Source organism: Aquirufa sp. HETE-40SA (assembly GCF_054558635.1).
On record NZ_JBPXKN010000001.1, the window covers coordinates 137,022 to 161,504 of the forward strand.

Below are 24,483 nucleotides of genomic sequence, written 5' to 3' on the forward strand. Positions count from 1 at the left end.
TTTGTTATCTGAGTTTATAGTTATTAGATTATAGATAAGAGAGTATAGATAATAGATATTTTACTCTCTACTCTCTACTCTCTACTCTATGTTTTCATAGAAAAGCGAAGCTTTCTATGAAAACATATCCCTCACCTTATGAAAAAACCCTTTTTCCGCTTTCCCTGGTTGTGGTTCGAAGTTAGGAGAAGAGCGTAGTTTTTCTAGTAATTCCATTTCTTCTTTGCTGACCTGCTTAGGTGTCCAAATGTTAACGTGAACTAATTGATCCCCGATAGAATATCCGTTTAGTTCTTTGATGCCTTTGCCCTTTAAGCGAAGTATTTTGCCACTTTGGGTTCCTGCTTCTAAAGTAATCTTTGCTTTTCCACTGATCGTAGGTACTTCGACAGAGGTTCCTAAGGCAGCATCAACGAAGTTTACGTATAGATCGTAGATCACGTTGTTTCCGTCCCGGTGTAATAGCTCGTGTGCTTCTTCTTCGATAACGATCAAAAGATCACCAGCTACGCCACCTCGTGGAGGAACGTTTCCTTTTCCAGACATGGAAAGTTGCATGTCATTAGAGACTCCAGCTGGGATTTTGATTGGGATGATTTCTTCTTCTAATACGCGGCCTTCTCCGAAGCAATCGCCACATTTTGCGCCAATTGTTTTTCCTTCTCCACTACAGTGAGGGCAGGTAGAGGAAGTGACCATCTGGCCTAACATGGTTTGTTGCACTTGACGTACTTGACCCGAGCCTTGGCAGGTGCCGCAGGTTTTTAGGTCTGTTCCGTTTTTAGATCCGTTTCCAGAGCAAGTTTTACAAGCGACGTGGCGTTTTACTTTGATTTTCTTTTCTACACCGTTTGCGATCTCTTCTAAATTCAACTTCAACTTTATGCGTAGGTCTGTTCCTTTACGTTGACGCCTTCCGCCACTGCTACGACCTTGATTGAAAAAGCTGCCGAATGGGCTATCGTCGCCACCACCGAAAATATCTCCAAATTGTGAGAAGATATCCTCCATATTCATGCCACCACCGCCAAAACCACCGCCCGCTGCGCCACCCATTCCTGCGTGACCGAAACGGTCGTATTGCGCTTTCTTTTGGGAATTACTTAATACCTCGTAGGCTTCCGCTGCTTCTTTGAATTTATCTTCTGCCTCCTTGTTATCCGGATTCTTATCAGGATGGTACTTCACCGCCATTTTGCGGTAAGCCTTCTTGATTTCGTCCTCAGACGCAGATTTTGAAACACCTAATACTTCGTAATAATCTCTTTTTTGAGCCATTTTCTATTAATTTCCGACCACCACTTTCGCAAAGCGGATGACTTTTTCATTCAGTGTATATCCTTTTTCAACTACTTCGACCACTTTGCCTTTTTCCTCTTCAGAGGGGGCTGGGAATTGCGTGATGCAATCGTGCAATTCTGCGTCGAATACTTCGCCTTTAGCCGGCAATTCTTTTAACCCTTTGGATTGCAGAATGTTCCCTATTTTAGTGAAGATTAATTGAGTGCCTTCGGAGATTTCTCCTTCAGGAGCATTCGCAAGAGCACGTTCGTAGTCATCAATGACAGGTAATAAGTCAACGATTAAACGTTCCGATGCGGTTTGGATGAGTTCTATTTTCTCTTTAGCCGTACGTTTACGGAAGTTTTCGAAGTCTGAATACAGTCGAAGGTATTTCTCCTTCATCTCAGCTAATTCATCCACAGGTGCCGTTTCTTCAGCTTCTTGCGTGTTTTCTACTTCTTGATTGATAATTTCTTCCTCAGGCGTTGGTTCGTTTTCTTTCTTTTTCATGGTACAAAATTACGATTGCGAATTCCCTATTACAAATTCGATACCAAAAACAATTTTCTGACACTTTGGCATAAATGAAATGACCTTTGTAATTTTAAACAAATGTCTACAAGTCCCGAAGAAATTTCACGTTTGATTAAGGCCAAAGCGCAGCAATTTGGTTTTGCCTATTGTGGTATTTCAGAAGCGGGATTTCTGGAGGAAGATGCACCTCATTTAGAGGCCTGGCTGAATTCAAATCAGCACGGAGAAATGGCTTATATGGCGAATCACTTTGACAAACGACTGGATCCTCGGAAATTAGTGGATGGTTGTCAAACGGTCGTTTCCCTCGTTTACAATTATTTTCCGGTAGAAGAAATCGCTGTGAAAGACTTCAAAATTTCGAAATATGCCTATGGTGAAGATTACCACCGGGTCATTAAAGATAAGATGCAGGATCTTTGGGACGCACTAAAAAAAGATTTAGGCGAGTTTTCAGGTCGAATGTTCGTGGATTCAGCCCCTGTATTAGAGAAAGCGTGGGCGAAGAAGTCTGGGTTAGGTTGGATCGGGAAGAATGCGAATTTGATTATTCCGAAAAAGGGGAGTTTTTATTTCCTAGCTGAGCTCCTCATTGATGTAAAGGCGACTCCAGATGGACCTATTAAAGACTTTTGCGGTACCTGCACACGTTGCATCGATGCCTGTCCCACGGAGGCGATTACGCCTTATGTGGTGGATGGAAGCAAATGTATTTCCTATTTTACGATTGAATTAAAGGACCAGATGCCGGCGAGTTTGCAGGGGGATTTTCAAAACTGGATTTTTGGTTGTGATATTTGCCAAGATGTGTGCCCTTGGAATCGCTTTTCGAAGCCGCATGTAGAGCCTAGATTTGATACGAATCTACAGGATATTGATTGGGAAGGCTTATCGGAAGAGGTTTTTCAAACCTTATTTCAGTATTCTGCTATTAAACGAACGAAGTTGAAGGGCATTCAACGAAACATCGATTACGTGAAAAAAAAGAGGCCGTGAAACCACGGCCCTTTTCCGGTAAAATAAAACCCTAAAGTGAATTTCGTATAATCAGGCTAGGTTCGATGACCTCTACCGTCTTTTGATTATTGAGGATCATTTCGGCCGCTTTTTGGCCTAATTTCTCCGGATGAGTACTCACCACTGTGATTCCTCCAGCAATAATTTCCTTAAATGGATGATCATTTAAGGAAATGATACCAATATCTGAGCCTAAAGTCCAGTTCTTTTTCTCCGCGTATTTGATAGCCTGGAAAAGATCGGTGTCAGACAAAGTGAAATAAATCTCCTTTTGTTGAAAGTCGTCCTCTTCTAGGCCATCTAATACTTGGAATTTCAATGAATTCGATTCGCAGAATTCACTACACGCATTGATTAATTCAGGATCGAAGTATTCGTCTTCGCTCATCACTAAATTAAGACTGCGGTACTTATTAAACAGGTTTATTTGGGTATTAAAAATCTTTTTTAGCGAGGGGTTAGGAGGGCAGATGAGACTGGAATGACGGATAGTTCCGAAATTTTGGTCCAATAAAATCAAGCGATCCCCCGCTATTTTTTGTAAAATCTTCACCGTTTCTTCATCCTCATCGATTAAATGCGGCTGAATCAGGTAATAATGGTAATTACCGAGCTGTTGCCCAATGATTTCTTTGAATTCTCTAGGCTTGTATTGGTAGGTATAAATATCCACCATCACATTTTTGCCAAAATGATCTAAAAAAGCATTGTATAGGGTCTGGTTTGTTTCCGTCATGCGTCCGATCAAGAAAAGAACTTTTGTCTTTACTTTCAATCGCGACTCGGAAATGAAATATCCCTTGCGGAAAATGGAAGTGATGGCACCCATCTTATGTAACTCGGTATAGGCTCTTTCCACGGTGTCACGAGAAAGATAGCATTCTTCCGAAGCCTCATTAATGGACGGCAATCGCTCGCCAGGTTTTAATTCTCCCATCTCAATATCCTGCAAAAGTGAATTCACTAATTGCTGGTATTTAGGAAGTTTATTTCCTGAATTCTTTACGTTAAATGAAACAAATGTTTTATTCATGTCGAAGAAAAATTCTTGAGTCAAATGTACGTGGGTGGCCTTGTTAAGCATAGGACGTATCTTACAAATACAAGGACAATTCTTGCAATCGTTTATTTCAGGACAAATCCGTCCAATTTCCTGGTATTATTCCCTAATTTTAAGATTCGAATGAAAAGGCAAATCTTCTTCCTGTTATTCTTTAGTTTTTTGAGTTTAAAGGCCCAAAAGCAAACGCGCTATGAACGCTTGAGTACGGCGTCAGGTCTGTCTCAAAGTTCGGTTTATAAGATTATACAAGATAAAAAAGGATTTATTTGGTTTGCGACGGGTGATGGTTTGAATCGTTATGATGGACATAATTTCAAAATATACCGCAATGATCCCAGCGATCCTAAAACCCTGAGTGCGAGTGAAATCTTCTCGCTTTCGGAAGACGATTTAGGTAATCTTTGGGTAGGTACTCGAAATTCTGGATTAAATAAAATAGAATTATCTACTGGTAAAATAACGCGTTTCACCAAAGGTCCAACTGGGCAAGATATGTCCAATTCTACCATTCCAAGTATTCTTAATTTAGGAAAAAATAGGATGGGTGTGGCTGTTTTAGGTTTGGGTTATTTGGTCTATGATATTCGGACGAATCAATTAATTAAGTCAGAATCGGAATGGTCTAATCCATTAGTGAAAGATGTAGTTCGACTATTTAAGCACACTTCGGGCACGGTTTGGATGGGAACACGGACGGGATATCTTCTATCTCAGTTAAATCCTCGCAGTTTTATTCCGTACCAATTTGGGGCGAATTCGTATCGAGTTCGAGCGCTGTTTGAGACGAATAATGGAGATATTTTAGTGGGTACGGACGGCAAAGGAATCTATCGGTTTACGCCCAAAACTCAAAAATTTAAAGTCGTATTTTACCAGAGTTCCGATCCTTTATCTCGCCAAAATATCGTTACTTCCTTAGCTAAAGATGCATTACAAAACCTCTGGATTGGTACGGATAATGGGGTCTATAAGCTAAATGGTGAAGATTTTAGCTCCTACACTAATATACCCTCGAATCCAGATCCAGAATTAGGTCTCTCTTCTAATTCAATTATAAGTTTATTTACGGATTCAAATCAGAATACCTGGGTGGGAACTTGGGAGGCCGGATTAAATATTTCTTTCTTTCAGAAGCCCCGTTTTGCTGTTCTTCGTTACAAGCCTAACACTTTACAAGGATTATTGAGCAATAAGGTAAGTACCTTGCTTGCAGATGGCGATAAAGGTGTTTGGGTAGGAAGTAATGTGGGTTTATCCTATTTCAATCATAAGTCAGGCTTAGTCACACATTTCCTGAAAAGTGCGTCAAGTAATAAATTAAACTCTACAGAAACCTATGATGTGAACTTTATTCACCCGGCTGGCGATGGAGGGGTTTGGGTGGGATTATGGGGAAAGGGAATTAATTTATTTACAAAGGAGCATCAGCTGAAGGATTATCCATTTAAGCCAGGGGTCAGAGAGGCTAATTTTAATACCCTTGAACCCTATAATGCTGAATTTTTATTAGGTACTCCAGGGATGGGAGTGGTGGCTTTTAATCCGAACACGAAAGAATACCGGGTACCTTTTCCTGAATTGAGTAAATCGAATTTAGCTAATAAATCGATCGCTACTATTCGAGTGTTGAATGGCAAGGAGATTTGGGTGGGTACTATTGGGTATGGCTTATATGTATATGATATCGCTACTCGAAAAATTCGTCTTTATAAGAAAACGTCAGAGCGTGGTGCTTTAAGCTATAATCACGTCAATAAAATTTACCAAGATCGTCAAGGGCGCATTTGGGTGATGACCCAAGGTGGAGGATTAAATCAATACCTAGGCTCAGATAAGGGTTTTAAAGTATTTACGGTGAAAGATGGTTTAGCTAGTAATTCTTTGCGTGGAATGGTGGAGGACGCTAAAGGGGATTTGTGGTTCAGCACGAATGGAGGAATTTCAAAAATGGATGCAAGAACCTTGAAATTTGTCAATTTCGAAGAAGCGGATGGATTGCAAGGGAAGGAATTTATGACAAATGCTATTGCCAAAAATAGCCAGAATTGGTTGTTTTTTGGAGGGGTAAATGGTCTAAATTACTTGAAATCGGATAGCCTGCGTATGCGATTGAATGTCCCTCCAGTGTATTTTACTAAACTAAAAATCTTCAATCAGGATATGGAAGTGGGAGATGAAAAATCCCCACTTTCGGTTGATATTTTATCGACCAAACACTTGGTTTTGCAACCTGATCAATCGGTATTTAGTCTTGATTTTGTGGCTTTGGAATACCAAAGACCTAAAAATAATCGCTATGCTTATTACTTAGAAGGTTTTGAAAAAGAGTGGAATTTAGTAGGTACCCAGCGTTCAGCGACCTATACTAACCTAAGTCCTGGGGACTATGTCTTTAAATTAAAGGCAAGTAATTCGGATGGTGTTTGGGCGGAAAATCCTTATGAGTTAAAGATTACGGTTTTACCTCCTTGGTACCGAACTTGGTGGGCCTATATTCTCTATGGTCTATTTATAGCTGCTTGCATTTATGCCTTCATTCGGGAGGTAAGGGTACGTGAAGCATTCAGGACCGATTTGCGAATAAAAGAGATAGAAAAGGAGCGGATTCAAGAATTGGAGCAAGTTAAGACGCATTTCTTCACTAATATTTCTCACGAGTTAAGAACACCGCTGACTTTAATTACGAGTCCATTAGAAAAATATTTCATCTCCAATACGAGCTTAAATAAGGATCAGAAGACAAAAATTAATTCGATTTACCAAAATGCTCAAAAATTACTGAGACTCATCAATCAGCTGCTGGATTTATCTAAAATTGAATCAGGAAATGTGTTGCCAGTAATTGAAAAGCACGATTTAGTGCGTCAATTGCATACGATTAAACAAAGTTTTGAAGCCTATGCGCAGCAAAAGCAGATCAGGTTAAAGTGGGTGGCTCCGGTTGAATCCCTGATGGTCTATTATGATGCCGACATTATTGAAAAATGCGTTAGTAATCTCTTATCAAATGCCTTTAAATTTACTCCAGAGGACGGTATTATTGGTATTCGATTAGAATTACATAAAGTGTACCAAGGGTCTCAGGAATCGATTAATCGGGTAACGATTCATGTTTCTGATACCGGCAAAGGAATTAGTCAAGATCATATTCAGCATATATTTGACCGTTTTTATCAAATTCCAGAGAAAATGGATCGCGTGGGAACTGGTGTGGGCTTATCTCTTTGCAAGGAATTAATGGTAGTGCATAAGGGATCGATTGAAGTCCAAAGTGATTTAGGGGCAGGATCAGATTTTAAAATACATTTTCCCGTGACCCTGGAAGCATTTGATCCTGCTTGGGTGAAAACTAGAAATCTGCCAGCAGTCAATGATTCAGAGAGTCAAAAAGTCGACTTTATTCACCAGGAAAAGCAAATACTTTTAATCGTAGAAGATCACGCGGAAATGCGTGCCTTTATTCGGGAGATTTTTGAAGGAACCTTTCAAGTGATAGAGGCGGATCGCGGAGAGACTGGCTTAGATATGGCCTTGACTTATTTACCAGATATAGTGATAACGGATTGGATGATGCCAGGTATGTCAGGGGTTAATCTTTGTAAAGCAATTCGGAATAATTCGAAAACGAGTCATATACCATTGGTTATCTTAACTTCTAAAAGCTCTCAAGAAAGCCAAATCGAAGGAATGCAGTCAGGGGCAGATGATTTCATCTCTAAACCATTCCATGCAGATATTTTGGAATTAAGGGTAGCTAAATTATTAGAGGCAAAAGAGCGAATGCGCAAGAGCTGGCAAGAATCCGTACTAAATCAAGACCTCCAAAAGACGCCTGTTTTTGAAGATGAGTTCCTTTCAAAAGCCACCCAACTAGTCATTGAGCACTTAGATGAGGCTGATTTTGATGTAGAGCATCTGGAGCAAGCCTTAGATATGAGCAAGATGCAACTCTACCGTAAATTGAAAATGTTAACTTCGCTAGCTGGAAACGAGTTTATTCGTTCGATACGTTTACAGCAAGCCAGAATATTATTAGAAAAGGGTTCCTTAAACGTTTCAGAGGTAGCTTACCAAGTAGGCTTTAATGACCCAGCTTATTTTACGCGTGCCTTTAAAAAACAATATGGATTCGCTCCTAAAACATTCCTTACTAAAAAATAATATGCGCAAATTATCTCTCGTTCTTGTCTGCGGTTTCTTAGTTTCTTGGGGCTTTTTAGCTCATAAAACGCTTCAGCAGCTTGCTATTTATCCCTTACCTACAGATTTAGGTTTGTTTTTCTATGCAAACCAGGATTACATCGTTCAGCAATCCATTCGTCCGGATGTGCGTCGTAAAGACGATAAGACAGAGGATTCGAAACATTATTTAGATATGGATGCGAACGTGTTTGGCCCTAATTACCGGACGGATATTCCTCATGATTTCAAGCAAGCGGTGGCAAAGTATTCTTTTGATAGTTTACGAAAAGAAGGTTTAGTGCCCTGGGAAGTGAATCGGGTTTATGGCAGATTAGTGAATGCTTTCAAAAACGAGATACGCGATTCGGTCTTGTTTTATGCCGCAGATTTAGGACACTACGTGGCGGATGCGCACGTTCCATTACATACCACGAAAAATCACGACGGTCAATTAACGAATCAAAAAGGCATGCACGTGCTTTGGGAATCCCTTGTTCCAGAAGCGCAATTAAAGAATTATGCTTTATACTACCCTAAAGTGCCTGAATACATAGCTAAACCGCAGGATTTTATTTTTCAGATTTTGTTAGAATCACACGCAATGCTGCCGGAAATGTTCAAGGCTGAATCGGAGGTTCGAAAGGCATTAGGGGAAGAAAAATCTTTCAAAATGGTCGAGCGTTATGGTAAAATGCAGCGGTATTATACGGATGAGTTTATTCAAGCCTATGGGGATAAATTAGGGACTTCTATTCCAAATCGAATGATCCAATCGTCACATCGTGTGACCTCTTTTTGGTATTCAGCATGGAAAGATGCGGGTTCGCCTACTTGGGTAACGAAGGATATTTCTGCTGATAAGAAGGCAGCCTTTGAAGCTGAAAAGGCTCAATGGAGGTCCAATACATTGATTTCAACGAGTAAATTGATTTCTCTTCATAAGTAAATGCAGCAAATTTTAGTTATTTCTGATACGCACAGCTATTTAGATCCGCGCTTAATTCCACATGTGGAAGCTTGTGATCAGATTTGGCATGGTGGGGATTGGGGATCGGTGGCGGTGGCTGATACGTTGATGGGTTTCGGGAAGCCCGTTTATGGTGTATATGGGAATATCGATGACCGAACGATACGGAATATGTTTCCCAAAATCGCTCGTTTTACCTGCGAGCAAGTTACCGTCGCCATGACGCACATAGCTGGCGCGCCCTCGTCCTATAAACCCGATGCGCTAGAGACTTTTTCGAAGGGTATACCTATGATTTTTGTCTGTGGTCATTCCCATATACTTCAGGTAAAAAGGGATCAAAATCGCAATCAGATGTTGTTTTTGAATCCGGGAGCGGCAGGTCAGCACGGTTTTCACCAGGAGCAAACGGCCCTTCAGTTTAAGATAGACGGGAAGCGAATATTCGATATGGAGCTGATTCAAATGCCCCGCATTCACACAAAAATTAAGTAGTCTGGAAGGATTGGATATTTTCAAAGACGCTGCCTTTATGGTAAGACTTTAAGATCCAACCACCACCCACGACATCATCACCTTCATAGAATACAGCAGCTTGACCTGGGGCAATTCCAGAAACGTCAAAGGCGAAATCTACTTTAATGCGATTGCCCACTTGTTCTACATGGCCAGCCGTTCCTGCGTCTTTATAACGCACTTTCGTGACGGTTTCAATGCCCTCAGCAGGAATTTCTGAGTATTTCTGTAGATTCAATTGGCCTACCCACATTCCGGTGCGGTTTAAATCTTCCACTTTTCCGATCACGACTTCGTTTGTCTCCTTGCGAATTTCAATCACAAAGGCTGGATAGCCGAAAGCTTTTCCTAAGCCCTTTCTTTGGCCTACCGTATAAAAAGGATAACCCTCGTGTTTACCGATGATTTTTCCTTCCGTATCGATGAAATTACCTCCTTTTACTTGCTGTTCTAATTCAGGAACGCGTCTTTTCAAGAATCCACGGTAATCGTTATCCGGCACGAAACAGATTTCGTAGCTCTCCGATTTATTCACTAAATCAACGAAACCTCTCTCGGTTGCCATCTCTCGAATACGTGCCTTCGTTAAGTGGCCTAAAGGTAAAATGGTACGGGCAAGACTCTCTTGTGAAACGCCCCAAAGCACATAACTCTGGTCCTTTAAGATATCTACGCCTTTGGAAATAATATGACGGCCATTCTCTTGACGAATCTGAGCATAGTGACCTGTCGCAATAAATTCGCAGCCTAATTGATCCGCACGGCGTAATAAAGCATCCCATTTGATGTGGGTGTTGCACATGACACAGGGGTTAGGCGTGCGGCCTTCGATGTATTCGTTCGTGAAGTAATCGATGACAGAATCACCAAATTCTTCTCTGATATCTAAAATATAATGGGGGAAACCTAGTGAAACGGCAATGTGACGGGCATCATTGATAGAATCTAACGAGCAACAGCCTGTTTCTTTTTTATCGCCACCCGAGCTCGCGTAATCCCATGTTTTCATGGTCATACCGATGACTTCATATCCTTGTTCGTGTAATAAAACAGCTGCGACCGAGCTGTCGATTCCGCCGCTCATAGCGACTAAGACGCGTCCTTTTTTCTCCATATTTACTGCTCAGGTTCAATGCCTGACGAAATTATAGCGCAAGTTAAGGCTAATCTTTGTAAATACGTGCACAAAGCGTATTTTTGCTTTATTGTATGAACCCCGTCTATGTTGAAAACCAAAGTGAAAGTCAGTTCGATTGAAAATCTCTCCGATGCGCGGTATTGTGCAGGAATGGGAGTGGAGTGGTTGGGTTTTCCGTTAGCGATGCCTTTAGAGAAATTCAGGGAGATTCGAAATTGGTTAGCTGGCGTTCAGATTGTAGGCGAATGTGCTGGATTGAAACCAGAGGAGATAAAAACTTTAGTCGCATCACATCAACCTGATGCAATTGAGATCGATTCGAAGGTGAATTTAGTATTAATTCAAGACATCGATTTACCTAAAATAGTTCGCGTAAACATTGATACGGATAATTTACCTTCACTTTTTGCGTCTGCCGCACCCTATGTGTCTCATTTTTTGCTCACCGGAGATAGTCCGGAATCGTTGCAAGGAATGGAATCTTCGATTGAGATTTGGGCGGCGCAATATCCGATTATATTAGGTTTGGATGTTCCAGAAGAGGATTTAGACGAATGGGTTGAGCAAACATCTATTCAGGGGATCGGTTTAACCGCAGGAAAAGAAGACCGTCCCGGTTTTCGCGATTTTTCTGATTTAATGAGTATCTTGGAAAAATTAGAAATCGACTAATATGCTAACTAAGGTAAAGGAAACATACGCTCAGGTGAAAGCCTCGATTTCAGCTAAAATGGCCGTTTTAGGACGATGGTTGCTATCAGTGGCGAAAAAAGTACTAGGCGAGCGTGGCTATAGTTTTTGTCTTGGTTACCTTGTTTTAGGTCAAGTATTTGTACAGACGCAAGTTCGTAAGGTTCAAGCCGTTTATGATGCCAAAGTAGACAAGACCAGCCCTTACTACAAGCCCATCGTTCGAGGATATAAATTCTTTGCTAAATCAGCTCTCTTTGTGTTGATTTATTTGTTAGTCATTGAGACAAATTTCTTCTTTCTAACGGGAGAAATGCCAAGTGTGGATGATTTACAGAATCCGAAATTATCCCAAGCTTCCGAGATTTATTCGGCTGATGGGGTGCTTTTAGGTAAGTTTTTTGCAGAGAATAGAACTCCAATTCGCGATTTTAATCAGATTTCACCCTACTTAGTGAAGGCCTTAGTGGCGACAGAAGATGCGCGTTTTTATGAGCATACAGGGATTGATTTTCAAGCTTGGGCTGGCGTATTAGTAGGGATTGCAAAAGGCGGCGATCGGGGAGGTGGAAGTACGATTTCACAGCAATTAGCCAAGAATTTATTCAAGACGAGAACGAAGAAGGGGTTTGTGAAAACAGGCCTTTTGGGCTATATACCTGGATTAAATAAGTTAATCTATAAGTCCAAAGAATGGGTCACTGCCATCAAATTAGAGCGTTTTTATACGAAGGATGAGATTATTCTGTGGTATTTGAACACTGTGGATTATGGTAATAATGCCTACGGAATTAAAGTAGCCTCTAAGACGTATTTCAATACATCGCCCGATAGTTTGAATATTCAGGAAGCTGCTATTTTAGTGGGTTTACAGAAAGCAACAACGACGTATAATCCGAAGCGATACAAAGGGAAACCTTTACAAGAAAACAAGGCTTGGAAGCGTCGTAATGTTGTTTTAGCCCAAATGGTGAAGGCAGGTTACTTACGCAAATCAGATTACGATTCACTCGCCGTTATGCCAATTGAATTGCGTGAAAATGAGGAATCTCCCTATGATGGAACAGGTAATTATTTTAAAGTCGCAGTGGCTAAATACTTGAATGAATGGGCAGAGAAGAATGATATAGAATTAGATCTGTATCGGGATGGATTGAAAATTATTACAACTATTGATTCGAAAATGCAGATCTATGCAGAGGAATCAGTAGAAGAAGGGATGCGTGCCACGCAAAAGAATTTTGATAATCACTGGGCAAATCAAAATCCATGGGTAGGCGAAAATGGACAGGAGATACCTGGTTTCATCGATACAGTGGCGAAACGAACAGAATATTATAAGTATTTATCGGCTCGTTTTCCTAAAAACCCCGATTCTGTCAAACACTATATGAAGGATGTGAAGCGCGATATGTGGGTGTATTCGCGTAATTCGATGGGGGAAGAAAAACGCACAATGAGCGCCTACGATTCGATTCAATATTATAAGAAATTCTTGCAGGCAGGTATGATGACGATGGATCCATTCACGGGCCACATCAAGGCTTGGGTGGGTGGTTTAGATTTTAAATACTTTAAGTACGATCACGTAAAGCAAGGTCGTCGACAACCTGGTTCTACATTTAAACCATTCGTTTATACCTCTGCCATCGATGGACCTAAGGATTTATCTCCATGCTATATGATGCGCGATGAGCCATTCGAGATCGAGGTGGAAAATGCAAAAGGGGAAAAAGAAATGTGGCGCCCAGGTAATGCAAACGGTGGTTTTTCTGGCAGAGAAATGCCCATTAAGCGAGCTTTAGGACAAAGTATTAACTCAATTACTGCCCGATTAACCAATGAAGTGGGAGCGGATACCGTGATGTTTTATGCGAAGAAAATGGGAATCAAGAGTCCATTAAAGGCGGTCGCTTCTATTGGATTAGGTTCATTCGACGTGAATTTATTCGAGATGATTGGTGCTTATTCTGCTTTTGTGAATGAGGGCATGCACGTAGAGCCGATGCTAGTGCAAGAAATTCAAGATCAAAATGGTAAGGTTTTGCAACGTTTCGATCCCACGATGGAGCAAGTAATCCGTAAGGAATCAGCCCAATTAGTCCGTTATATGCTCGAGGGGGTAATTCATGAAAGTGGCACGGGTAGTTCTTTATTATATGGCGAGGGAGATATTTTATTGCCTAAAGACAATAGATATGCGCGCGTTTTCGCAGGAAAAACCGGTACGACTTCGAATCACTCAGATGGCTGGTTCATCGGAATGTCACATAATTTGATTTCGGGAGTTTGGGTAGGAGGTGATGATCGGTCCATTCACTTTAGGACGGGTGCTTTAGGTGAGGGTTCTAAAACGGCTTTGCCAATCTTTAAACGCTTTATGATCAAAGTGGTCAAAGATCCGATGTTAGCCCAGTACAAGCCTGAGCCATTTGAAAAGTTGGATCGACGCGTTGTAAGGAAAGATTTTGATTGTTCGAATGGTTCTTACGCTTTGCCTGATTCACTTCAAGTTTCTGATGCGGAATTAGACTCCATGAATGCCTTGTTAGAAGATAATGCAACCGCGTCGGATTCGACGGGTTCTCCTCAGTAAAATGAATAAACACGATATTTCAGTCTATTTTCAAGGCTTACAGGATAGAATTTGTGCGGGAATAGCTGCGACAGATGGAGGTGCCTCTTTCAAAGAGGATAACTGGAAACGTGCCGAGGGTGGTGGTGGAAGAACTCGAGTGATAGCCAATGGAGCCATTTTAGAAAAAGGGGGAGTAAATTTCTCTGCAGTCGAAGGGCCATTGCACCCTAAGATGGTGACTAGCCTGAATGTAACGGAGGAGGTTGAATTCTTTGCCACGGGGGTTTCCATAGTGATGCACCCAGAAAATCCTTGGGTACCCATTATTCATATGAATGTGCGGTATTTTGAGTTAAGTAATGGGGAGTTTTGGTTTGGAGGAGGAATTGATTTAACGCCTCACATCATCATTCCAGAGCAAGCAAAGTGGTTTCACGAACAATTAAAAGCTGTTTGTGATCGTTTTGATCCTAGCTATTATCCGAAATACAAAACTTGGGCGGACGATTATTTCTATAGTCCACACCGCGAAGAGACACGTGGAATTGGAGGAATTTTCTTTGATTATATTAAAGGAGATAGAGAAACGGTTTTTGAGTTTGTCAAAGCGGTAGGTGAATCCTTTGAACCAATATACAGTCATTTGATGCGATTGAATGCATCTCGTGAATTTACCCAGGCAGAAAAAGAGTTTCAATACATTCGTCGTGGACGCTACGTAGAATTTAATTTAGTACACGATAGAGGAACGAAGTTTGGTTTAGAAACAAATGGGCGGACTGAATCGATCTTGATGAGTTTGCCGCCGATGGCAGCTTGGGAGTATATGTACGATCCGAAGGTATTCCCGGAAGGTCAAGCGACCTTTGATCTATTGAAAAAAGGAATAGACTGGATATAAAAAAAGGGGGATCTTTGATCCCCCTTTCTGATTATTCTGCTTCCCAGACAATGTCAATTCCCTTCGGCGTCATTAATAAAACGCGGGTAGGAGCGGGTAGTAAAACTAATCGGGCATTTGCCACAGGATCTTCGATCCATTCTACTTCTACTCCTTCTTTTTTACCGATTTCGATTTCTCCATCAGCCGTTTCTACGAATTTCTTCGCTAAATAGGCCGTCGGTAATAAAACATCTGATTCAGGACAGTGTTTTAAGTGTACTTTTTCTAAGATATCCTCTAATTGATCTCCGTATTTCTCATTGAAATCATCTTCCAAATCGTGTAGCATCTCCTCTACATCATCGTAGGTATCATCCGAGTAATTCAATTTGCTTAATTCTAATCGCTTTTCTAAGATGGCAATCATCGCCTCATCAATCGTATTCATAGGATTCATTTAATTTTTACAAAGATATGTTTTGAAAAGGAGATTCCCTTGGAAATGATGGGTCAAAACTGATATTTCCTTTTTCGATAGATAAACCAGAGCTGAAATTATTCGTGTACAATAGCCCCGTTCCTAATCCCTGGGGTATTTGGACGTTGTAATCTCCAGTCAGTTGGGCGATGGCTTGCAAACCTATGTTGGATTCCAAAGCAGAGGTAATCCACCAATCTTTCCCTTTTTCGGATGCCCAATCAATCCAATCTCGAGTGGCTTGGATTCCCCCTAAAAAACTGGGCTTAAGAATGATGTAATCCGGATCTATGAAGGAAGCAATGGATTTGTCCTTCATGCCTATCAGCTCCTCGTCTAAGGCGATGGGAAGGATTTGTTGGGCTACAAGGTTTCTCATTTCCTCGGGCTGGCCTGCTTTAATAGGTTGTTCGATGGAATGCAAGTCATAGGAGGCTAATTTTTCAAGTTTAAAAGGTGCTTCAGCGGGTGTGAAAGCTCCATTTGCATCTACTCGTAAGGTGAGCTCCTCAGCGGAGAAGCGAGAGCGTATACTTTTTAAGAGTGAAAGTTCAGTCTCAAAATCAATGGCTCCTATTTTTAACTTCAAGCAAGAATATCCTTGTTGAAGTTTTTGCTCGATTTGCTCCCGCATGAAATCAGCGGTTCCCATCCAAATCAGACCGTTAATTGGTATAGCTGCAGAACCCATGGCGAATTCATTAGTGAATGGCTTATTTAAATCATGGTAGGCTGTCTCTAAGGCAAATCGAAAGGAGGGTTGATCGAAAGGGATTTCAGCGATCCAGTCATGGATGTCTACTGGTAAAGCTAAACCTTGAAAAGGGGCTAAAGCTTTCTCGAAAGCGGTAGAACAATCTTCCGAAAACTCGGGACTCAAGCCCAATAAAGGACCGGCTTCTCCTAAACCGATTCGAACTCCATCCGATAGTTCAACGAAATACGATTTCTTTTTCGTTAAAACGCCGCGCGAAGTGCCTGCTTCGAAATGAAATTGGAGTTCATGTGGATGAAATCGGAGGCTTATTTTAGACATGATGCAATTTATTATTTTCTAATCGATTTTGTGCCCTCCCGTATTATTTTTAGCTTTAAGGTTATTATATGAAGCAGATAATTACCTTTCTTCCTTCCTTGCTTTTTGGTTTAATTACCTATGTTCGAAATAAACTCTTCGATTGGGGAATTCTGCCTTCTACCTCGTTTGATAAACCTCGGGTGATTGTCGTAGGAAATCTGTCGGTGGGTGGTACGGGTAAGAGTCCTCTGGTGACTTATTTAGTCCAAAACTGGCGATCAGATGATCGATTGGGGGTTTTGAGCCGTGGTTATGGGCGCAAAACCAAGGGCTTGGTGGAGGTGAAAGTCGATTCGACGGCTGATGAGGTGGGAGATGAACCTTTGGCCTATAAAACGTTATTTCCAAAGTTGCAGGTAGTCGTTTGTGAAGATCGGGTAAAGGGAGTTCAGCAAATGCCTGAGGTGGATGTCTTATTATTAGACGATGCCTTTCAACACCGTTCCATTAAAGGGGCTGTTAATTTAGTATGTTCGACCTTTTCTCAGCCTTTTTATTCAGATACTTTACTCCCTCAGGGGCGTTTACGTGAGTCTCCTAAAGGAATTAAACGGGCAGATGCCGTCATCGTGACACGTTGTCCCAGTATACTTACTAAGGAGCAGAAGTCTAATTTTGCGCAAGGGGTTTTACGAAATACAAAACAGGAAAAGCCCATCTTTTATACAGGTGTGCGTTATGGGAAACCACAAGGACCACGAGAACATTTACCTACTAAATGGTCATTGTTTGCTGGAATAGCAGATCCTGTACCCTTTTTTGACTATGCGATGAGCTTAGGTCAGGTACAGGAGCAAGTAAGTTATGGGGATCATCACCGCTTTACAGAAATCGAGTTATTGGAATTAGAACAGCAGGCCAAAATGATGTCAGGTGATGAAGGGTATTTAACGACCTTCAAGGATTATGTGCGTTTAAAGACTCAAATTGAATACTTTCCTAATCTAGCGAATCATCTTTACTATTTACCGATGGAAATGTATTTCATCGATCAAGAAGAACAGTTTTGGGACTGGTTGGGAAAAAACTAAATTGCAGCGTGAAATATAGACTCGTATTATTATTGTTTTTGGGTAGTTTATCGCCGCTTTTTTCTCAAAGGCAGAGGGTAGGACAGGTTCCTACGGAAGAAAGGAATGGTTTTCCTGATCCGATGGCACCTAGAGATCCGAATACCGCAAAATCTGCAACAAATAGTAATAAATCTGGGCGTGCTGCTTTAGATGACTCTACTAAAATGGTTTATGGACCTCAGACGATGTCTTATTTTGTGGAGGAAGATTTGTTAAACGGCCGAGGAACAAAAAATTCAGTAGATACGACTTTAAACCTATTTCACAGGTATTTATTTCAAGAACGATCGAGTTTTTTAACGGCTAATTTGGGTAATGAAGGTACTGCAGTGAGAAACCTTTTTTTGAGGAAACCGGATCAAATTGGTGCTCAAATGGGATATAATGCCTACCTACCTTATGCATTTGCGACAGATGAGGTTAAATATTACCAGACTAAATCGCCCTATTCTGATGTGGAATATTACTTAGGCGCAGGTGGTCAAACGCGCTTGAATTTTACTTTTGCCCGTAACGTAGATTCACTTTGGAATATTGGGTTTGAGATTCAGAGGTTGGTTTCAGATAAATTTTTAACTGATAGTAAGTTTAAAACGGGTGATCAAACATTATCCGGTCAATGGGGGGTCTTATTGCAAACTAATTTCAGGACGCGCAATAATCGGTATCGCTTATTAACGCATTTGAATTATTTTGATGTGGGTATTCAAGATCAAGGGGGAATTCAGTTGTTAAATGGGTTAGATCCGACCTCGGCCTTAAAATATGTAGATAATGGAGCGCTTTTTACTAATTCTGGCGTCCAATCAAATGATTCTTTTATCAAGTTCCATTTCTATCATGAGTTTATTGGATTCAAAGGATTGCAATTTTTTCAGCGAATTGATGTGGAGAACAGGATGGCTAAATTTAGAGATCTTGATTTCACTGCTAATTTATCGAACGCCTTTTATTCCAAAAATTTTGAGGCGCAGCAGGATTCACTTTATAATGAAAATCAATGGCAATCTTATGCACATCAGACTGGCATAAAAGGTGTTTTTAGAGGATTTAACTATCGCACTTATTTTAAGCAACGTTATTGGGACGTGAATAACCCGATGGCTAGATTAAATCGCAATTTATTAGAGAATTACGTTGGATTGTTTTTGCAGCAAAAAATCAATGATAAGATAGATTTTACAGCAGAAGGAGAGTACTTAATAGGTTCAGATTATCGGTTACATGCCACCTTTGTTTCTCCTTTCTTTCAGGTGAAAGCGAGTCGAATGTCTGTTAGTCCTACGGTCGCCCAAAATTGGAGTTATAATGCCTCTTTCCGATGGGATCAATCCCTTGAGAACGTCCTTTTTGATGAGTTAACCGGTACGCTTGATTTGCACTCGAAAGGTGTTTATTTCCGCCCAACGGCCACTATTCAGCGAATTGCAAGCTATGCTTATTTTGACACCTTGTCTAATGCTAAACAAGCAAAAGATGCGATTGGTGTATTTCGCACGGGTTTTAGTGCTGGAGGAAAGCATGGCAAATTTGAATGGACATCCCTGGTTTTTGCGAATACAAAGACAGGCCCCGATGTGATTAGGATGCCTAGCTTCGTGGCAAATGCCTCTTTCGCTTTAAATGTGCAATACAAGAAATTATTGTATATGCAATTTGGTGTGGATGTGCAGCATCAATCTGCCTATTATGCAGATGCCTACATGCCTACAATACAGCAATATCATCTGCAAGATCGCTATGAAATCCCTTCCTTTATACAAGTGGATCCCTACGTAAGCTTGCGCATTAATCGAGTTAGACTCTTCTTTAAAATGCAGAATGCAACTCAGGGATTACTAAATAATAATTATTATACGGCTTATTTACATCCAGCGATGGCACGCTCCTTTGGTTATGGCGTTCGCTGGTTGTTATTTGATTAAAATACATTAAACCTAAAAATATGAAATCGATTTCACGCCGAAATTGGGTGAAAGGAATGGCGCTGGCCACTTTAGGCAGCGTTGTTTTTACAGACCTAAAAGCTTCTGATGCGCCCGCAATTAAATGGAGCGCTGATCAAGATGCTTTATTACAACAATGGATGGGAGTTATTATTCCAGAATCCAGTATTCCTGGAGCTGTTTCATTAGGAGTTCCTGCCTTTGTAAAGGTGATGCTTCGCGATTGCTATGAACCCTCGACATCTGCAACGTTAATGAAGGTTTTAGCGGCTTTGCCTTCCATTGACAAGGTTTCTGAGTCCGAGAAGGAACAGCTTTTTTTCCAAATTGAACAGGGCAAAATGGGAGCCGATGCACAGAAAGCTATGGCAACTTTAAAAGGTCTGACTATTCGTGGTTATATGACTACGGAATATGTGATGGTGAATCATTTGAATTACGTGATGGCACCTGGATTTTTCAATGGCTGTGAACCCTTAAAGAAATAAATCGAGCGATGAATATTTTAAATAATGCAGAAAAACGTACTTATGGTGCGATAGTGATAGGTTCAGGAATGGCTGGTGGCTGGGCTGCTAAAGAATTTTGTGACAAAGGAATTAAAACTTTGGTGCTGGAAAGAGGGCGCCTAGTAACGCATAATGTGGATTATCCGACTACGCTTACGAGTCCATGGGAATTTGAACACCGCGGACAGTTAACGAAAGAGGAAGTGGCAGAAAACCCGATTATTTCGAAGTGTTATGCCTTTAAAGAAGATGCGAAGCACTTTTTTGTGAAAGATAAGGAGCACCCTTACATACAAGATAAACCATTTGATTGGATTCGTGGCTACCAAACAGGCGGAAAATCGCTTATGTGGGCTCGCCAAACTCAGCGTTGGTCTCAACTAGATTTTGATGGACCAGCACGCGATGGATTTGCGGTACCTTGGCCTATTACGTATAAGGAAATTGATCCTTGGTATTCTTATGTGGAGCATTTTGCCGGAATTTCTGGAAATAAAGATGGTTTAGATTCCTTGCCAGATGGAGACTTTTTGCCTCCGATGGAATTGACTTGCGTGGAGAAGCATTTCCAAAAGGAGATGAAGCGATTGTATTCAGATCGCCATGTGATTATTGGTCGTTGCGCACACTTAACGGAGCCTCGCGATATTCATATTCAACAGGGACGCGGAACGTGTTTGGGTCGTAATTTATGCCAAAGGGGTTGTCCTTATGGCGGTTATTTCAGTGCGAACTCGTCTACTTTACCTTGGGCTGCGAAGACGGGTAACATGACACTAAGAACGGATTCTGTGGTTCATTCGATCATTTATGATGAAAAGAAACAGAAAGCAGTAGGAGTACGTGTAGTAGATGCGCACACGAAAGAGATGGTGGAATATTATGCTAAGGTCATTTTTGTGACAGCTGCTGCCATTAATACAAACTTAATTTTATTGAATTCGAAGTCTTCTCGTTTCCCGAATGGATTAGGTAATGATAGTGGTTTATTAGGAACGCACGTCGCCTTCCATAATTACCGTGCCTCTTTATCTGCGGAATACGAAGGATTTTTAGATTATAAAACGGCTGGTGGACGTCCTAATTCAGGTTATATCCCGCGTTTTAGAAACCTATACAAGCAAGAAACGAACTTCTTACGTGGGTATGCGGCAGGCATGAGCGGTGGAAGAGGAACGCATGCGGACCAAAGTTCGGTAGGCGAAAGCTTGAAGAATTCGTTATTAAATCCTAAATGGTCGAACTGGTACGCTGGATCGCACATGATGGGGGAGACTATTCCGAAGGAAAGTAATAAAGTGACTTTGGACGCGACTAAAAAAGATGCTTGGGGAATGCCAATATTGCACATGGATGTAAGTTATGATAATAACGATGACCTAATGGTCAAAGACTTTATTGATCAATTCACCGAAATGTACGAGAAGGCTGGATTTAAGAACATCAAGACACGTGATACACACGCTCCTGCTGGATTAGATATCCACGAAATGGGTGGAGTGAGAATGGGTTCAGATTCGAAGACGTCTCTTTTAAATAAGTGGAATCAAATGCACCACGTCAAGAACGTGTTCGTGACGGACGGAGCTTGTATGACCTCTACTTCTACCCAAAATCCATCGCTAACTTACATGGCATTTACAGCCCGTGCGGTGGATTTTGCTGTGAAAGAAATGAAAAAGGGAAATCTCTAATGCAGACATTTTTAGGTAAAACGGCAGATCATCTCTTTCAGGCCCATGGCATGGAGGGATTAAAAGATATTGCTGTGGTGATGCCCTCGCAACGGGGTATTCTTTACCTGAAAAAAGAATTAGCCATACGAGGGGATAGGCCCTTTTTATCTCCTTCCTTCTTTACAATCGAGGAATTTGCTTTACAGATGTCTGATTCTGTCTTAGAGGATCCAATCGATCTGTTAATGGAGGCCTATGCTTGTTTTAAAGAGGTCGATTCGAAGGTTGATTTTGATCGCTTTGTCACCTGGGGTCAGATGATGTTAAAGGACTTTGATACGTTGGATCTGTATTTAGTAGATCCCTCAGCCTTGTTTTCCTTTCTTTCTGAGGCGAAATCGATTGAACGGTGGGGGCAAGAATATGGACAAGATCAGGCGGATGGTTGGATCACACCTAATACGCAGGCTTATTTTAAATTATACGACTCGCTTTTAGAGGTGTATGTTCGGCTGAAAAGTAGGTTGGAATCGAAGGGAACTACCTATCGGGGGCTCGCTTATCGAAAACTGGTAGAGCTATTAGAGGCGGGTAAATCACTTGGTTTTAAGCAAATTTATTTTGTTGGTTTTAATGCTTTGTCCAAATCGGAGGAGACCATCATTCGCTTGTTATTGCGGGAGAATGTGGCGCAGACACTTTGGGATGTGGATGAATATTATGTTAAAAACAAGCACCATCGGGCGGGGAATTGGTTACGAGATTATTCGAATCCAGGAAGTTCTAGTTATTTATCTCGCGGACCCTTTCATTGGATGGAGCGTGATTTGGTAGAAAAACCAAAAGAGGTAGAGATTATCGGTTTAGCGAATCCATCGGCTCAGATTTTTGTGGCTTTAGAGCAAATCAGGGCTTGGCAAAGTGAGCACGGTGATTTTGAACAAGTGGCCTTGGTTTTAGGAGATGAGAGCCTTTTGGATTCTTTATTGCCCTATTTAGGGGAATTTAAAGATCGTTTGAATATCACAATGGGATATTCATTGAAGAAGTCCCAAGTGTTTTCGTTGATGGAGATGTGGTGGTCTATGGTTCCTTTGGAAAAATATCCCATTGCTTTAGTTAAATCCTTGAAAGAACATCCATTGATGAATTCCGTCAAGGTACCTGCTTGGAAAGAGACAGATTTATATCTCTCACAAGTTCCGAGCGGGGGTAACATTTTTATACCGTCTTCATCCACTTTCGAAGATTGCCTGAAAGCTTTGATTCGCTTATTAACGGATATTCTGTACAAAACAGATAAAGACGATTGGGATGCGGAATCGCAGGCTATTTTACAGGCTTTGACCGTGTTAGATAAGCTGGAAGAGATTGCACAAACGAATCCTTTTATTTCTGTCAAAAGTGGTCAAGCGCTTTGTAAACAATTACTTCAGCAGCAGAAAATGACGTTTGAGGGGGCTGAAAATCGTTCACTCCATGTGATGGGATTGTTGGAAACGCGGACATTGGATTTTGATCGGGTAATTGTTCTCTCGTTGAATGAAGGCAGTTTGCCTGGAACGCGTAAACGGGAAAGTTTAATTCCCGTGGACATTGCGAATATGGCAGCCTTTTCGCTGCCTACGTTTACACAAGCGGATGCCGTGACGAGTTATCACTTCTATCGTTTATTGCAGCGGCCTAAAGAGGTGATGCTAGTTTATGTGCAGAATGATTCGTCTTCAGCAGAAGTAAGTCGTTTTATTCGTCAGATTCGCTATGATTGGGCCAAAAAGAATCCACATATAATCCTTCGTGAACCTGTCGTTAAATTCAGTTCTGATGCAGTGAAAAATCCGGAATTAGCTCTTCGAATTGAAAAATCCCCAGAGTTGATTGCTGAAATAAAATCGCTGCTTGCGAATCGGGGATTATCTCCCTCTTCTGTCGCCATGTTTGCGAGTTGTTCATTGAAATATTATTTCTCTCAAATTGTCAACCTGCAACAAGAAAAACAGCGCGATGACGAGATGGGGGCGGATGTATTCGGAACCTGGGTGCACAAGGTTTTGGAATTACTCGATAAACAAATGATTGCTTCAGGTGGTTATGAAGATGGTCTTACCGTGGCACAAAAGAAGGCATTGATCGAACCTTTGTTAGCTGAGGCGATGGAAAAGATCAAGGAGCGCGAAGGAAATTTCGAGGTCGAAAAAGGCTTTAATTATGTGCTTCAGGAGGTGGCCAAAACCTTATTAGGAAGTTACTTCGAAGAATCGGCGTCCTGGTATGAAGATCGGATTCAATTGTTAGCCGTGGAGGAAGTAGTCAATACGGTGGTTCAAGTTCCGGTGGGTACTGAAATTTGGCCTGTCAAAATGAAAGGCCGGATTGACCGATTGGATTTAAAAGGCGGCTCAGTTCTTCGAATCGTTGATTACAAAACCGGAAAGGTGGAAAATAAAGATGTGAAAGCTGGGGAGAGTTTAGCAGAGACATTACAAGAGAAAGAACTGAATGCAAAATTATTTCAATTGTGGATGTACAAGTTTTTAGTGACGAAGGAATTGCAAAAATCCCCAGCCGACAGAAAGGAATTCTTGAAAGATCTCGAGTTAGACCGTATCTCCTTGCAGCCCGGTATTATTTCTTTCCGAAATTTTAAAGATAAGTTAATCTCATCGTCCTTAGAATTTACGGAAGGTGAATCGGTAACCGAATTCGTGCAGGAATCGGAGAAATTAATTAAATATTGGGTGGAGTCACTGATTTCATCAGAAGAGGCTTTTGAAAAAACGGTCAATTTAGACCAATGTACTTACTGTGATTTTACCTCAATTTGCCATCGAAACGTGTAGTTTGATGAAAATGACTTAATTTTGCGCTTTA

18 protein-coding genes are annotated in these 24,483 nt (G+C 41.2%); 12 read left to right on the forward strand and 6 right to left on the reverse strand.

The window, feature by feature from the left end; genetic code table 11:
* Positions 1-114: 114 nt before the first annotated feature.
* Positions 115-1,278 carry a molecular chaperone DnaJ gene (gene dnaJ, locus ACRZ9O_RS00630; RefSeq protein ID WP_459455366.1) on the reverse strand — a complete coding sequence of 388 codons (1,164 nt, stop codon included), beginning with the start codon at positions 1,276-1,278 and terminating at the stop codon, positions 115-117.
* Positions 1,279-1,284: 6 nt separating this feature from the next.
* The gene (locus tag ACRZ9O_RS00635) at positions 1,285-1,794 is read right to left on the reverse strand and encodes a nucleotide exchange factor GrpE (protein WP_459455368.1); all 510 of its coding nucleotides are present in this window, start codon (positions 1,792-1,794) and stop codon (positions 1,285-1,287) included.
* A 102-nt stretch (positions 1,795-1,896) separates the two neighbouring features.
* Here ACRZ9O_RS00635 and queG point away from each other — a divergent pair, with 102 nt between their 5' ends.
* Entirely contained in the window at positions 1,897-2,814 is a 918-nt protein-coding gene (gene queG / locus ACRZ9O_RS00640) for a tRNA epoxyqueuosine(34) reductase QueG (protein WP_459455370.1), read from the forward strand.
* A 31-nt stretch (positions 2,815-2,845) separates the two neighbouring features.
* Here the strand turns inward: queG and ACRZ9O_RS00645 are convergent, their stop codons facing one another.
* Positions 2,846-3,919 (reverse strand): winged helix-turn-helix domain-containing protein, encoded by a 1,074-nt coding sequence (locus ACRZ9O_RS00645; protein ID WP_459455373.1) that lies wholly within the window; start codon positions 3,917-3,919, stop codon positions 2,846-2,848.
* A 99-nt stretch (positions 3,920-4,018) separates the two neighbouring features.
* Here ACRZ9O_RS00645 and ACRZ9O_RS00650 point away from each other — a divergent pair, with 99 nt between their 5' ends.
* From ACRZ9O_RS00650 to ACRZ9O_RS00660, 3 genes are read left to right on the forward strand one after another with little or no spacing between them, the layout of a single operon-like run.
* Positions 4,019-8,059, forward strand: a complete 4,041-nt coding sequence (locus ACRZ9O_RS00650) for a two-component regulator propeller domain-containing protein (RefSeq protein ID WP_459455375.1) — start codon at positions 4,019-4,021, stop codon at positions 8,057-8,059.
* Position 8,060: 1 nt separating this feature from the next.
* On the forward strand, positions 8,061-9,026 hold the full coding sequence (locus tag ACRZ9O_RS00655; RefSeq protein WP_459455377.1) for a zinc dependent phospholipase C family protein: 966 nt from the start codon (positions 8,061-8,063) through the stop codon (positions 9,024-9,026).
* Complete coding sequence (locus ACRZ9O_RS00660) at positions 9,027-9,542, forward strand: metallophosphoesterase family protein (protein ID WP_459455379.1); 516 nt, start codon at positions 9,027-9,029, stop codon at positions 9,540-9,542. It abuts the gene before it with no gap.
* On the opposite strand, the gene mnmA is transcribed toward ACRZ9O_RS00660, so the two are convergent.
* Positions 9,535-10,677 (reverse strand): tRNA 2-thiouridine(34) synthase MnmA, encoded by a 1,143-nt coding sequence (mnmA, locus tag ACRZ9O_RS00665; protein ID WP_459455382.1) that lies wholly within the window; start codon positions 10,675-10,677, stop codon positions 9,535-9,537. The genes ACRZ9O_RS00660 and mnmA overlap by 8 nt on opposite strands.
* 108 nt (positions 10,678-10,785) lie before the next feature.
* On the opposite strand from mnmA, the gene ACRZ9O_RS00670 reads away from it, so the two are divergent.
* The 3 genes from ACRZ9O_RS00670 to hemF are packed head-to-tail and all read left to right on the forward strand — an operon-like array spanning position 10,786 to position 14,870.
* On the forward strand, positions 10,786-11,373 hold the full coding sequence (locus ACRZ9O_RS00670) for a beta/alpha barrel domain-containing protein (RefSeq protein WP_459455384.1): 588 nt from the start codon (positions 10,786-10,788) through the stop codon (positions 11,371-11,373).
* A gap of 1 nt (position 11,374) precedes the next feature.
* Positions 11,375-13,987 carry a transglycosylase domain-containing protein gene (locus tag ACRZ9O_RS00675; RefSeq protein WP_459455386.1) on the forward strand — a complete coding sequence of 871 codons (2,613 nt, stop codon included), beginning with the start codon at positions 11,375-11,377 and terminating at the stop codon, positions 13,985-13,987.
* Position 13,988: 1 nt separating this feature from the next.
* Positions 13,989-14,870 (forward strand): oxygen-dependent coproporphyrinogen oxidase, encoded by an 882-nt coding sequence (gene hemF / locus ACRZ9O_RS00680; protein WP_459455388.1) that lies wholly within the window; start codon positions 13,989-13,991, stop codon positions 14,868-14,870.
* A gap of 31 nt (positions 14,871-14,901) precedes the next feature.
* Here hemF and ACRZ9O_RS00685 read toward each other — a convergent pair whose 3' ends face one another.
* Together ACRZ9O_RS00685 and ACRZ9O_RS00690 are read right to left on the reverse strand one after the other, a co-directional pair.
* Positions 14,902-15,300 (reverse strand): hypothetical protein, encoded by a 399-nt coding sequence (locus ACRZ9O_RS00685; protein WP_261345521.1) that lies wholly within the window; start codon positions 15,298-15,300, stop codon positions 14,902-14,904.
* 16 nt (positions 15,301-15,316) lie between these two features.
* Entirely contained in the window at positions 15,317-16,366 is a 1,050-nt protein-coding gene (locus ACRZ9O_RS00690) for an o-succinylbenzoate synthase (RefSeq protein ID WP_459455391.1), read from the reverse strand.
* 68 nt (positions 16,367-16,434) lie between these two features.
* Here ACRZ9O_RS00690 and lpxK point away from each other — a divergent pair, with 68 nt between their 5' ends.
* The 5 genes from lpxK to ACRZ9O_RS00715 are packed head-to-tail and all read left to right on the forward strand — an operon-like array spanning position 16,435 to position 24,452.
* Entirely contained in the window at positions 16,435-17,439 is a 1,005-nt protein-coding gene (lpxK, locus tag ACRZ9O_RS00695; protein ID WP_459455393.1) for a tetraacyldisaccharide 4'-kinase, read from the forward strand.
* A gap of 8 nt (positions 17,440-17,447) precedes the next feature.
* Positions 17,448-19,406, forward strand: a complete 1,959-nt coding sequence (locus tag ACRZ9O_RS00700; RefSeq protein ID WP_459455395.1) for a putative porin — start codon at positions 17,448-17,450, stop codon at positions 19,404-19,406.
* A 20-nt stretch (positions 19,407-19,426) separates the two neighbouring features.
* Positions 19,427-19,915: a gluconate 2-dehydrogenase subunit 3 family protein gene (locus tag ACRZ9O_RS00705; RefSeq protein ID WP_459455397.1), complete on the forward strand. Its 489-nt coding sequence runs from the start codon at positions 19,427-19,429 to the stop codon at positions 19,913-19,915.
* A gap of 8 nt (positions 19,916-19,923) precedes the next feature.
* Positions 19,924-21,630 carry a GMC oxidoreductase gene (locus ACRZ9O_RS00710; protein ID WP_459455399.1) on the forward strand — a complete coding sequence of 569 codons (1,707 nt, stop codon included), beginning with the start codon at positions 19,924-19,926 and terminating at the stop codon, positions 21,628-21,630.
* Positions 21,630-24,452, forward strand: coding sequence for a PD-(D/E)XK nuclease family protein (locus ACRZ9O_RS00715; RefSeq protein WP_459455401.1), 2,823 nt, complete (start codon positions 21,630-21,632; stop codon positions 24,450-24,452). The genes ACRZ9O_RS00710 and ACRZ9O_RS00715 overlap by 1 nt, the downstream gene beginning before the upstream one ends.
* Positions 24,453-24,483: the final 31 nt, after the last annotated feature.

What these genes read in the sequence shown, in the direction of transcription:
- dnaJ (WP_459455366.1), bottom strand. Translation starts at nt 1,278, where the DNA reads ATGGCTCAAAAAAGAGATTATTACGAAGTATTAGGTGTTTCAAAATCT.
- ACRZ9O_RS00635 (WP_459455368.1), bottom strand. Translation starts at nt 1,794, where the DNA reads ATGAAAAAGAAAGAAAACGAACCAACGCCTGAGGAAGAAATTATCAAT.
- queG (WP_459455370.1), top strand. Translation starts at nt 1,897, where the DNA reads ATGTCTACAAGTCCCGAAGAAATTTCACGTTTGATTAAGGCCAAAGCG.
- ACRZ9O_RS00645 (WP_459455373.1), bottom strand. Translation starts at nt 3,919, where the DNA reads ATGCTTAACAAGGCCACCCACGTACATTTGACTCAAGAATTTTTCTTC.
- ACRZ9O_RS00650 (WP_459455375.1), top strand. Translation starts at nt 4,019, where the DNA reads ATGAAAAGGCAAATCTTCTTCCTGTTATTCTTTAGTTTTTTGAGTTTA.
- ACRZ9O_RS00655 (WP_459455377.1), top strand. Translation starts at nt 8,061, where the DNA reads ATGCGCAAATTATCTCTCGTTCTTGTCTGCGGTTTCTTAGTTTCTTGG.
- ACRZ9O_RS00660 (WP_459455379.1), top strand. Translation starts at nt 9,027, where the DNA reads ATGCAGCAAATTTTAGTTATTTCTGATACGCACAGCTATTTAGATCCG.
- mnmA (WP_459455382.1), bottom strand. Translation starts at nt 10,677, where the DNA reads ATGGAGAAAAAAGGACGCGTCTTAGTCGCTATGAGCGGCGGAATCGAC.
- ACRZ9O_RS00670 (WP_459455384.1), top strand. Translation starts at nt 10,786, where the DNA reads ATGTTGAAAACCAAAGTGAAAGTCAGTTCGATTGAAAATCTCTCCGAT.
- ACRZ9O_RS00675 (WP_459455386.1), top strand. Translation starts at nt 11,375, where the DNA reads ATGCTAACTAAGGTAAAGGAAACATACGCTCAGGTGAAAGCCTCGATT.
- hemF (WP_459455388.1), top strand. Translation starts at nt 13,989, where the DNA reads ATGAATAAACACGATATTTCAGTCTATTTTCAAGGCTTACAGGATAGA.
- ACRZ9O_RS00685 (WP_261345521.1), bottom strand. Translation starts at nt 15,300, where the DNA reads ATGAATACGATTGATGAGGCGATGATTGCCATCTTAGAAAAGCGATTA.
- ACRZ9O_RS00690 (WP_459455391.1), bottom strand. Translation starts at nt 16,366, where the DNA reads ATGTCTAAAATAAGCCTCCGATTTCATCCACATGAACTCCAATTTCAT.
- lpxK (WP_459455393.1), top strand. Translation starts at nt 16,435, where the DNA reads ATGAAGCAGATAATTACCTTTCTTCCTTCCTTGCTTTTTGGTTTAATT.
- ACRZ9O_RS00705 (WP_459455397.1), top strand. Translation starts at nt 19,427, where the DNA reads ATGAAATCGATTTCACGCCGAAATTGGGTGAAAGGAATGGCGCTGGCC.
- ACRZ9O_RS00710 (WP_459455399.1), top strand. Translation starts at nt 19,924, where the DNA reads ATGAATATTTTAAATAATGCAGAAAAACGTACTTATGGTGCGATAGTG.
- ACRZ9O_RS00715 (WP_459455401.1), top strand. Translation starts at nt 21,630, where the DNA reads ATGCAGACATTTTTAGGTAAAACGGCAGATCATCTCTTTCAGGCCCAT.